5 protein-coding genes and 4 tRNA genes are annotated in these 12,091 nt (G+C 34.4%); 4 read left to right on the forward strand and 5 right to left on the reverse strand.

Features of this window, described 5'->3' with window-relative positions; translation table 11 throughout:
• The first annotated feature begins 147 nt into the window (after positions 1-147).
• Positions 148-2,592 (forward strand): 4-alpha-glucanotransferase, encoded by a 2,445-nt coding sequence (locus CFPG_RS02540; protein ID WP_012573468.1) that lies wholly within the window; start codon positions 148-150, stop codon positions 2,590-2,592.
• A 76-nt stretch (positions 2,593-2,668) separates the two neighbouring features.
• Here the strand turns inward: CFPG_RS02540 and CFPG_RS02545 are convergent.
• The 4 genes from CFPG_RS02545 to CFPG_RS02560 all read right to left on the reverse strand — a co-directional run bounded on the left by CFPG_RS02545 (position 2,669) and on the right by CFPG_RS02560 (position 3,261).
• Positions 2,669-2,741 (reverse strand) — tRNA-Gly (locus CFPG_RS02545).
• A gap of 15 nt (positions 2,742-2,756) precedes the next feature.
• Positions 2,757-2,839 (reverse strand) — tRNA-Tyr (locus tag CFPG_RS02550).
• Positions 2,840-2,856: 17 nt separating this feature from the next.
• Positions 2,857-2,930: transfer RNA gene (locus CFPG_RS02555), tRNA-Thr, on the reverse strand.
• Positions 2,931-3,188: 258 nt separating this feature from the next.
• Positions 3,189-3,261 (reverse strand) — tRNA-Gly (locus tag CFPG_RS02560).
• 362 nt (positions 3,262-3,623) lie between these two features.
• Between CFPG_RS02560 and CFPG_RS02565 the strand changes: the two genes are divergently transcribed.
• The gene (locus CFPG_RS02565) at positions 3,624-4,436 is read left to right on the forward strand and encodes a purine-nucleoside phosphorylase (protein ID WP_012573469.1); all 813 of its coding nucleotides are present in this window, start codon (positions 3,624-3,626) and stop codon (positions 4,434-4,436) included.
• A gap of 1,137 nt (positions 4,437-5,573) precedes the next feature.
• Here CFPG_RS02565 and lgt read toward each other — a convergent pair.
• Complete coding sequence (gene lgt, locus CFPG_RS02570; RefSeq protein ID WP_012573470.1) at positions 5,574-6,407, reverse strand: prolipoprotein diacylglyceryl transferase; 834 nt, start codon at positions 6,405-6,407, stop codon at positions 5,574-5,576.
• Positions 6,408-6,677: 270 nt separating this feature from the next.
• Here lgt and CFPG_RS02575 point away from each other — a divergent pair, with 270 nt between their 5' ends.
• Together CFPG_RS02575 and nifJ are read left to right on the forward strand one after the other, a co-directional pair.
• Complete coding sequence (locus tag CFPG_RS02575; RefSeq protein WP_050720672.1) at positions 6,678-8,087, forward strand: glycoside hydrolase family 10 protein; 1,410 nt, start codon at positions 6,678-6,680, stop codon at positions 8,085-8,087.
• A gap of 121 nt (positions 8,088-8,208) precedes the next feature.
• Positions 8,209-11,754 (forward strand): pyruvate:ferredoxin (flavodoxin) oxidoreductase, encoded by a 3,546-nt coding sequence (nifJ, locus tag CFPG_RS02580; protein ID WP_012573472.1) that lies wholly within the window; start codon positions 8,209-8,211, stop codon positions 11,752-11,754.
• Positions 11,755-12,091 lie beyond the last annotated feature (337 nt).

Below are 12,091 nucleotides of genomic sequence, written 5' to 3' on the forward strand. Positions count from 1 at the left end.
AGTAAGAATTGTTCATAAAATTTATAGTGCGTTGAAATTTGGATTATTGTCTTGAGTTTTCTCATCGATCTAGCAAAAATCTTTAGCTTCATATATTATTATTTTTAACTTATTTCTTAATTTTGGTAAAAAAAAATTGTTAGGGCTTTGAAACTTCGGTTTAATATACATTTTCATACATCCTCGGGACAAAAATTATTTATTATTGGATCTATTCATGAACTGGGGAAGTGGGATATGGAACAAGCTAAAGAAATGTTCCACTTGGGTGATGGAATATGGTACGTTGAGTTAAACATACCTAACGAGGTTTTTCTTCTTTACTACCGTTATTTTTTAAAATCTGGGGAAGGCAAGTTAACTTTTGAAGAATGGAAGCATCCTCATTATGTCCGTCTTAACAATCATTACAAAAATTACTATATATGGGATTTTTGGCAATTAAACCCTCAGTATAGAGTTTTTTATTCATCTGCATTTACCAAAAATTGGTTTGCACGTCATGATGAACATATTATTGTTCCAATATATAAAAGAACGATTCGTATTAAGATATCAGCTCCGTTGGTTGCTCCTAATGAACGTGTAGTACTTTTAGGGAACAGTGAAGCGCTTGGAAATTGGATTCCAGAAAAGGCATTATCTCTTTCGTGTGAAAAATTTCCAGATTGGCAAATTGACTTAGATGCGGACAAGTTACCAAAAACATTTGAATATAAATTTTGTATCATTGATGAAGAGAAAAAAAGCTTCCTCCGTTGGGAACTAGGAGAAAACCGATGTGTTAATGTTCCTATTCTAGAGAAGGATGAAACTTTTATTATTTCAAGTTTGTATTTTAGGGACAAAGACCCTGAATGGAAATGTGCAGGAGTTGTTATCCCTGTTTTTTCATTGAAAACAAATAATAGTTTTGGAATTGGTGATTTTGGTGATTTGCTTCAAATAATTGATTGGGTAAGAATAACTAATCAAAAAATCATTCAAATTCTGCCTATCAACGATACAACAAATGGGCATACGTGGAAAGATTCTTATCCTTATAATATAATTTCTGCTTATGCCTTGCATCCGATTTATCTGAATTTGAAAGCTATGGGGACATTGAAAAATTCAGAAAGAGATACTTTTTACAAGTCCAAACAAGCAGAATTGAATAAATCTCCCGTAGTGAATTATAAGGAGGTAGATAAATGGAAATGGGAGTTTTTTCGTGAAATATTTCGACAAGATGGAGAGGGAGTATTGTCTTCGTGTGAGTTTGTTTCCTTTTTTAAGGAAAATCAAGAGTGGCTGATCCCTTATGCTAATTACTGTCATATAAGAGATGAACGTGATTCAACTTTTTCTCAACAAGAAAGATACATTCCATGTCACGACTTTCAATTACCCCAATATAAATTTTATTATTATTTGCAGTTTCATGCACATAAACAACTAAAAAAAGTAAGCAATTATGCCCGTCAAAATAAAATTGTATTAAAAGGCGATATTCCTGTTGGTGTTCATAGAGAAGGGGTTGAGACATGGATAAAGCCAGATTATTTTAATATGCATTTTCAGGTTGGAGCTCCTCCAGATACTTTTTCTGATGAGGGACAAGTATGGGGTTTTCCAGTTTGCAATTGGAAAAAAATAGAACTTGATAATTATAGTTGGTGGAAAAAACGCCTCCAAAAAATGGCAGATTATTTTGATGCATATCGAATCGACCATATCCTTGGTTTTTTTCGTATTTGGCAGATTCCTGAAAATTTTAGTAATGGATCACTGGGTTATTTTAGCCCCGCTTTGCCTCTCTGCATAGAAGAAATAAAAAGGTGGGGATTACCTTTTTGTAAAAACACCAAGGAGTTATTCATTGAAGATTTGGATAAAAAAGGGTACTACCACCCTCGTATTCTTGCTCGCCATACTCTTATTTATAAGCAACTTAATCAAAATCATCAAAAATCTTTTGACCATCTTTATAATGATTACTTCTATCAACGAAACAATGAACTTTGGAAGTTGATTGCTTTAAAACATTTAACACAAATCGTTGATTTTACTGATATGCTGGTTTGCGGCGAAGATTTGGGGATGATCCCTCACTCGGTACCAGAAGTGATGAATACATTGCAAATACTAAGTCTAGAAATAGAACGCATACCCAAATCATCGGGACAAGAATTTACTGACTTAAATTGTGTTCCTTATTTTTCGGTTTGTACAACATCTACCCATGACATGGCTCCTATCCGGTTATGGTGGAAAGAAGATGAAAAGCAAACTCAACACTATTATAATCGAGTTTTGAAAAAGGAAGGGACTGCTCCCAAAGACTGCACCCCTAAAATAAGCGAATCTATCATTTGTAACCATTTGAACGCAAAATCTATGTTGGTTATTATTCCCCTACAGGATTGGCTTTCCATAGATGCTCAATTACGTAATTCAAACCCCGATACAGAACGGATTAACAATCCAACTAATCCTTGTCATCATTGGCAATATCGTATGCACCTTACTATTGAGGATTTACTGGAAGCAGAAAACTTGAACACTAAAATATGTAGTTTAATTCATCGATCGTATCGAACCCAACCTTAAAAAAATATTTTTAACTCAGAAACGAATAAGAAAAATCAGAGAGATCCTCAAAGTTTTTCTTACTCAGGGATCTTTGAGCGGAAGACGGGACTCAAACCCGCGACCCTCAGCTTGGAAGGCTAATGCTCTATCAACTGAGCTACTTCCGCTTGTTGAGAAGTAAGTGGGTAGTGATGGATTCGAACCACCGAAGGTATACACCAGCTGAGTTACAGTCAGCCCCATTTGACCTCTCTGGTAACTACCCTTTGAGCCTCTCTTGTGAGCCTCTTGTCGGATTCGAACCAACGACTCCGAGATTACAAATCACGTGCTCTGACCAACTGAGCTAAAGAGGCAATATGCCACAACTAACCGTGAATTAAAAACAATACTTTCTTGAAAGTATGTGGGTATAGACATGACTTGAACGAACATTGCTTCATATGTATTGTTCTATAACAACACATTATCGACAGACTGCTTCCATTTTTTTTGTTTGCATTTTAATTGATTTCATAAACTTTAATCACCAACGTCCCAATAGTTATTGTAGCTACTATCTGTAGTAGGCAATCGATCGATCAATCAATCGCACAGCCCCAACTATTCACCCGAGCGAAAAACGGGACTTGAACCCGCGACCCTAACCTTGGCAAGGTTATACTCTACCAACTGAGCTATTTTCGCAACTCCATGAGTGCAAATGTAAAATCAATTTTTCTTTTATGCAAAATATTTTTTAGTGATAAAAACTTTAGAGCAACTATATATTTATTATGGTCGAATAGTATAGATAATTCGTTTTACTTTTGTACGTGATTTCATTCATGAGATCTCATACAAAAGTAAAATAGAAAAAGTTTAGATACAACGACAATTTTTGAATTAACCTATTCAGATCGTTTGGTTAAAAAATGCTTTTATCATCATATGATATTAAAGAAATTTATTATTTACTTGTTGAGATTATTTAGACTTTTTTCAACCAAGAATGTTTATTTATACAAGAATGTTTATTTATAATAGAATATAATAGAATATAAAAAATCATGTTGGAAAAGTTAAAGGAAACAGTATCATGGCTTAGACCAAAGGTATCTGCAGAAACGAAAATAGGGATTATTTTAGGCACAGGTTTGGGGGAATTAGCAAACAGCATTACGAACAAAACAGAGATTCCTTATGAAAAAATTCCACATTTCCCCATTTCAACAGTCGAAGGACATAATGGAAAATTACTTATTGGTCAATTGGGTGAGAAATCCGTAGCCGTTATGCAGGGAAGATTTCATTACTATGAGGGATATGATATGAGTCATATAACTTACCCTGTAAGAGTAATGCAATTTCTTGAGTTCAACTATCTAATTATAAGTAATGCAGCAGGTGGAATAAATGCTACTTTTCAAATAGGAGATATCATGTTAATAGAAGATCATATTAATCTTTTTCCTAAAAATCCTTTGAGAGGGAGAAATTTCCCAGAATTTGGAGTTCGTTTCCCAGATATGAGTCAAGTATATGATAAAGAATTAAGAAGTTTAGCAATTTCTGTTACAAAAAAAAATAATATCAAACTGCAGTTCGGGACTTATGTAGGCGTTCAAGGGCCGACGTTTGAAACCCCTGCGGAATACAATTATTTCAGAATAATAGGAGGCGATGCTATTGGTATGAGTACTATACCTGAAGTAATAGTCGCACGACATGGAGGGTTGAGAGTACTAGCATTTTCTATAATCACTGATTTGGGAATTTTGGGAAAAATCATAGAGGTAAACCATAAAGATGTGCGGAAAGCAGGAAATAGTGCACAACCTCAAATGGCTTTTATTATAAAAGAAATAATCAAATATTTATGATCGATCGTTTAGAGAATTTGGGTTTATTACTCACCATTATAAACTTCAAATGATCCATTCGTCTACAATTATTAGGAATGGGAAAAAATTATTCATAATTGGAGAAAAGTAGATTTACTCCAGATTTTGCAGGGAAAGAATATTTGTTAGAGAGAAACCTCGTTTTGAGATCTGTAAAGGTATTGTCGAAATTTTAATAAAAAAAATAATTGCATTATTCCCACTTTTATGATTGTTATTTCGAGTGCTTTAGAATCTGATATCATTGTTTGTTGTGTTGTGAACAAAACAATATGGGTTGTATTCTTTATTAAGAACGCATCCAATTCTTAAGAAAAATGGATATCAAGGGTATTCATTATTATTTTCAATTTACACTAAACGATTATGAAAGAGAATGTTTTGAAACCCATTACTATTAGTAGAATTGAGAGAAATATTGTATCGTTTGTCTAAATTAATTGAAAGAGAAAAAGTAATTTGATATGGGGCTGACTAGCTTCCGATTGTCTATCCAAAACTTGATCCTCGTGATTTTTTGAAAAAGATTTGGTACGTAGGAGTCAATTTAAAAGGATATACTGACATAAGTTGGTTTTTAGTTTTGTGGATATAAGGAATTATCGAAAAGTAAAAAATAATTTGCTTAAGTATTATACAGTGCTTTATTCAGAAGACAGCATTTTAGGAAAGTCAGAATTGAATGAAGAATAGCAGCTGAGAACCGCTGATGAAGGACTTGTTGGAATTGGGGGAAAGTGGAACACTGAAGGTTGGAATATCATAATAGCAACTTGTTGCTGAAAAGGTTGATTTAGATAAATACGAAATTGAGCATAATCAATGTATCGACGTTGATCTAATTCAGCGAATTTTTTCTGATAGAGAAGAATTATATTGTTTTCTGTCGCAGAATAATAGTGGTAAAAAGGATAATGAAAAAGATGTGCTCATATAATGGGTATTTGGTATTGGTACGTACAACACTTGCCAACGTTTCTGTATTTATTGTTATGCAATTATTTCAAAAGAGGAACTAGAGGATAAAATTGAAGGACGTTTTTTCTCTGAATGAAAGCCATTTTTGAAAGATTAAGAATACTTGATGATAGTTGTAAATCATACCTAAGGTTTCAGTTATTTTTTATGGTTTTGTTTTTTTAATTTTGATCCTTTATATATAAACCATATTCCCGCAATAATGAATGGAACACTTAGTAATTGACCCATGTTTAGTAACATGTTCTCTTCAAACGACTCTTGTGTGTTTTTACAGAATTCGATAAAAAAACGCGGAACAAAAATACCTGTTAAAAATACACCGAATATGAGTCCATGATATCTATAGTCTTCTTTTTCCCAATACATCCAGAGACAAACACAGGCGGTAAGCATGTAGAAGAATGCTTCATAAAGTTGTGTAGGATGCGAAGGAGGTGTAAAAATAAGATTTGCACCACCTTGTTGTACATTTTTTATAAAGCGAAACGCCCAAGGTACATTTGTTGGATGACCATATATTTCGTGATTCATTAAGTTGCCTAGGCGAATTAATGCAGCTACAAAACCTACAGGAACTACCAGTCGGTCGAATGTCCATAACATACTCTTATGAGTTATTTTTTTTGAATAAATCCAAACTGCAATAATGATTCCGATGGTTCCGCCATGACTGGCTACTCCTCCTTCCCAAACTTTAATTATTTCAAAGGGATGAGATAAATAATAATTTGGGCTATAGAATAAACAATGTCCTAATCGAGCACCTATAATAGTGGAAATTACTACATAAAGAGATAATTTATCAAGCCATGCTTCATCTAATTTTTCTTGTTTCCAAATTTTTTGAACGATCCATCTTCCTATTGTAAATCCTACCGCAAAGGCAATGCCATACCAACGCACTTCTTTGTCAACAAGAGGAATAGTAAAGGCAATTGGATTTACTTTCCATGTGATAAAAGATAACATAAAATTCAAGATTCTAGATTCTGCTTGTAAAGTAATGGCAATTAATTTTTATATAAAAACATACAGTGTGATTTTTTTATATAGAAAAAATTAGAAGGTTTTTGACTCGAAAAAAAATATCAGTTCCCAATTTTTTTTGTATCGAAATAAGTATTTCAAAGAACATTTTTGGATGAGTTATCATATTGATATAACTTTACACTTATTATGAAGCAGATTCTTTTTTTTATCTCTTTATTTTTTCTGTCAATCACAAAAATTTCCGCATTAATGCCAAAAAATGAAATTCGTGCTGTATGGTTGACAACTAATTATGCATTGGATTGGCCTACAAAACCATTTACAACACTTGAGGATATTGATAAACAAAAAGAAGAATTAGTGAATATTTTGTGTTGTTTGAAGAAAACCAATTTTAATATAGTTTTTTTTCAAACCCGTTTAAGGGGAAATGTTGTCTATGATTCTAAAGTAGAGCCGTTAAGTCCTTTTATAAGAAATAAAGGATATAAAGTAACATATGATCCATTGGCTTTTGCTATTGAAGAATGTCATAAATTGGGATTGGAATGCCATGCTTGGTTTGTAACTTATCTTTTAGGAGCAGCAGAAGTAAAAGGAGAGGACAATTGTTCGCTTGTGGTAAAATGTAATCAGTTGCAAACAAGAATATATAAAGGAGAGATTTACCTGGATCCAGGTGATCTTGAGACAGATAGGTACCTTCTTTCTATTGTAGAAGAAATAGTAGACAAGTATGATGTAGATGGTATTCATATGGATTACATTCGTTACCCGGAAAAACCTACAGAATTCCCTGATGATATTACTTACAAGTATTATGGTAAGGGGAAAAATAAAACTGAATGGCGAAAAGATAACATTAATCGGTTTGTGAGTAGATTATATGATATGGTAAAAGGGAAAAAACCTTGGGTACAAGTAAGTAGTGCAGTAGTGGGGATATACACTCGAAAGCTTGGTGATAATAAAAAATATTGGACTGCAAATGAAGTATATCAAGACCCAGAACAATGGTTGCGAATGGGGAAACATGATTTTATTGTCCCTATGATGTATTATTCTGGCAATTTGTTTTTCCCATTTGTTCAAGATTGGCAAGCGAGAAGTTATGGACGTTTCGTTGTTCCAGGCATAGGAATTTACCGAATGGACGAAAAAGATTCCAATTGGGACGTGCAAACAGTAACGGAACAAATCAAATCTTCTCGCCAGCATAATACAGGAGGGAATGCTTTTTTTCGTGCAAATTATTTAATTGGTAATAAAAAAGGAATTAGAGATGAGATAAAGAATAATTTTTACGTTTATCCTGCTTTACTTCCACCTTTAACATGGTTAAAGAGAACTATCCCCGCTTCTCCCAAGCACTTGCAATTGACTACTTTAAATGATTCTGTATCGTTAAGCTGGGAATCTGTTGAGTGTTTTGAAAAAGAGAATATGTTTTATAATGTATATTACTCGAAAAGTAAGTATATAGATATTTATGATGTTAGCAATTTAGTTGCTACAAGAGTTTCAAGTAATACATTATCCATCCCAATAGATACTTCTCAAATTGATGGATGTTATTATGCTGTTACTTCTTATGACCGATATCATAATGAAAGTGAGATTTCGGAACCGGTTTATTTCAAAGCAAATTTTGAAAATTAACAAGTTTTCAGTGATTTGCTTTTTGAAAATGTATCTTTATCTTTATAGGGGTAAAGATGAAGTTGATAATCGTTGTAACTTTGATACAATTACGTAGATTAATGTAATTAATGCTAGGCTTATGTGTAAAAATAGTAAAAATAAAGGGTTTTTGACTTGTGATGGCAATCAGGCGGCAGCCCATATTGCTTATATGTTCAGTGAAACTGCATCGATTTATCCCATTACTCCCTCTTCTACTATGGCAGAATATGTTGATGAATGGGCAGCTTCTGGGCGGAAAAATATTTTTGGAGAAACTGTTCGTGTGGATGAAATGCAATCAGAGGCAGGTGCAGCGGGTGCTATGCATGGAGCATTACAAGCGGGAGCGTTATCTACTACATTTACAGCTTCACAGGGTTTGTTATTGATGATTCCTAATATGTATAAGGTAGCAGGAGAGTTATTGCCGGGGGTTTATCATGTTTCAGCCCGTGCTTTGGCCTCGCATGCTTTGTCTATCTTTGGTGATCATCAAGATGTAATGGCTGTTCGTCAAACGGGTTGTGCTATGTTTGTTACTGGGTCTGTACAAGAAATAATGGATTTGTCAGCAGTGGCTCATTTGTCTGCGATCAAGACTCGTGTTCCTTTCGTACATTTCTTTGATGGATTTCGTACTTCGCATGAAATTCAAAAGATAGAACAATTGAATAATGAGGATTTAGCTCCATTGATTGATCAAGAATCCTTGGTAGCGTTTCGTAAGCGGGCATTAAATCCAGATGCTCCGGTAGCGCGTGGTATGGCTCAAAATTCGGATATTTATTTTCAAGCTCGTGAAGCCTGTAATAAATATTACAATAGAGTAGTAGATGTTGTAGAAGATTATACAAATCGGCTTTCTAACTTAGTAGGACGTAAATATGGCTTGTTTGATTATTATGGGTCGCAAGATGCCGAGTGTATAATTGTTGCTATGGGTTCAGTTACTGAAACTATCAAGGAGACAATTGATTATTTGATTTCTAAGAATAAAAAAGTGGGATTGGTGTCTGTTCATTTGTATCGTCCATTTTCTGTTAAACATTTCTTGGCAGTTGTTCCTAAATCAGCTAGATGCATAGCTGTTCTTGACCGTACTAAAGAACCAGGATCTACTGGAGAGCCACTTTATTTGGATGTAAAAAATTGTTTTTATGACTCAAAGGAACATCCCCTAATTGTAGGGGGGCGCTATGGTTTGTCTTCGAAAGATACAACCCCAGCTTGTATTCTTGCTGTTTATGACAATCTGTCTTTATTCGAACCAAAAAATAATTTTACTGTTGGGATTACAGATGACGTTACTTTTACGTCTCTTCCACAAAGGGAAGAATTGTTTCTTGAAAATGGAACTTTTGAAGCTAAATTCTATGGATTGGGAGCAGATGGTACAGTAGGTGCTAACAAAAACTCAGTAAAAATTATTGGGGATAATACCAATAAGTATTGCCAGGCTTATTTCGCTTACGATTCTAAAAAATCGGGAGGTTTTACTTCTTCTCATTTGCGTTTTGGAGATAAGCCTATTCGTTCTGCTTATTTGGTAAATACGCCTGATTTTGTAGCTTGCCATATTCAGGCATATCTTAATTTGTATGATGTAACTAAAGGTCTGAAGAAGCATGGTACTTTTCTTTTGAATACGATTTGGAACGAAAAGCAAGTAAAAGAAAATCTTCCGGATAATGTGAAGAGATATTTATCTAATAACCATATTAATTTCTATATCATTAACGCAACTGATATTGCTCATGAGATTGGCTTAGGTAATCGTACTAACACAATTCTTCAATCAGCATTTTTCAAAATAACAGGTATTATTCCTTACAACTTGGCAGTGGAACAGATGAAAAGATTTATTGTGAAGTCGTATGGAAAAAAGGGAGAAGATGTTGTAAATATGAATTATGCAGCGGTCGAACGTGGTGGTGATGTGCTAAAAATTGAGGTACCTATTGAATGGTCAGATATTCAATTGAAAACAGAAAAAATAAAGGATGATATTCCCAATTTTGTTTCCAAGATTGCTTATTCTGTTAATGCACAAAAAGGAGATGATCTTCCTGTTTCTGCTTTTGTAGGGTATGAAGATGGTACTTGGGAACAGGGGACAGCTGCTTATGAAAAACGTGGTGTAGGAACCCATGTTCCTACTTGGATTTTAGATAATTGTATTCAGTGTAATCAATGTTCATATGTTTGTCCTCATGCATCTATTCGTCCGTTTATTTTGGATGAAAGTGAACAGTCTGAAGCACCTGTAGATTTGGATACATTGAAAGCTGTGGGGAAAAAATTTGAAGGAATGAATTTCCGAATGCAAGTTAATGTATTGGATTGCTTAGGATGTGGTAATTGTGTGGATGTTTGTCCAGGCAATAAAAATGGTAAGGCTTTGCAAATGTCCCCAATTGAAAATGAATGGAATAATCAATCCAATTGGGATTTTTGTACGGAAAAAGTAAAAACTAAACAGCATTTGGTAGATGTTTCATTAAATGTGAGAAATTCACAGTTCGCTACTCCGTTATTTGAGTTTTCTGGAGCTTGTTCTGGTTGTGGTGAAACTCCTTATATAAAATTGATTTCTCAGTTGTTTGGTGATCACCAAATGATAGCTAATGCTACAGGGTGTTCTTCTATTTATTCCGGTTCTGCTCCTTCTACTCCTTATACTAAAAATGCAAAAGGACATGGTCCTGCATGGGCGAATTCTTTATTTGAGGATAATGCTGAATATGGATTTGGTATGAGGATCGGTACTGAAAAAATGCGTGAACGTGTAGAACGGTTGATGATGCAAGGGTTATCTTGTTCTCGTTGTTCGAAAGAAAAAAAGGCTTTATTTCGTGAATGGATTGATAATCGCGATGATTATGCAAAGACTCGAGAGATAGCTGATAGTTTGGTCCCTATGATAAGGGGTAGTGCTTGTTGTAATATTTGTAAACAACTGACTGAGCTAACACACTATTTTGTAAAGCGTTCACAATGGATTATAGGAGGTGATGGATGGGGATATGATATCGGTTTTGGGGGATTAGATCATGTAATTGCTTCTGGACAAAACATTAATATTCTTGTATTAGATACGGAGGTATATTCTAATACCGGTGGACAATCATCCAAGTCTACTCCTGCAGGTGCCGTGGCTAAATTTGCAGCGGCTGGTAAGTGTATTCGTAAAAAAGATTTAGGTATGATGGCTACGACTTACGGTTATGTTTATGTGGCTCAGGTAGCAATGGGAGCTAACCAAATGCAAACTTTGAAGGCAGTTTGTGAAGCAGAGTCATACAGTGGTCCTTCATTAATAATTGCCTATTCACCTTGTATCAGTCATGGTTTGAAAAAAGGAATGGGTAAAGCACAGAAAGAGCAAAAGTTGGCTGTTGAATGTGGTTATTGGCATCTTTGGCGTTTTGACCCTCGTTTGGAAACTGAAGGGAGGAATCCTTTCCAGTTGGATTCTAAAGAACCAGATTGGAGTAAATTCCAAGACTTTTTGAAAAGTGAGATTCGTTTTTCATCTTTGATGAAACAATACCCTGAAAAAGCTCAAGAACTGTTTCGTATAACACAAGCTAACGCTAAGTGGCGCTTAGATGGCTATAAACGTTTAGTATCTCAGATATATTAAGGATTATGGAACCCTCATAATCATACATACCATTATTCATTGTGTCTGCCGGTGCATTGGTTGTGGCACTGTCCAACGGTAGGAATCTTTGGAATGAAAAAGTAGTTGATCAACTTATGATATTTTTTATGTGATGTAGTTTTGTAATGTTGTGACCGTTTTTTTTGTTTGCTAAAGATTTCAAGGGGACTCTGCGCATGCTATTTTTATTTTAGCACTATTCCGGGGGAGTAATATTAGATGTACGTTAAAATTTTATACTGATAGCACTGTTTTGATTTTTACATGCTGTTCTAATTGAAAATGAATTGTCTTGCGACAATTAGAAACAATGAAA

Origin of the sequence: Candidatus Azobacteroides pseudotrichonymphae genomovar. CFP2, from assembly GCF_000010645.1 — a bacterium.
In the GTDB taxonomy this organism is placed as follows: domain Bacteria; phylum Bacteroidota; class Bacteroidia; order Bacteroidales; family Azobacteroidaceae; genus Azobacteroides; species Azobacteroides pseudotrichonymphae.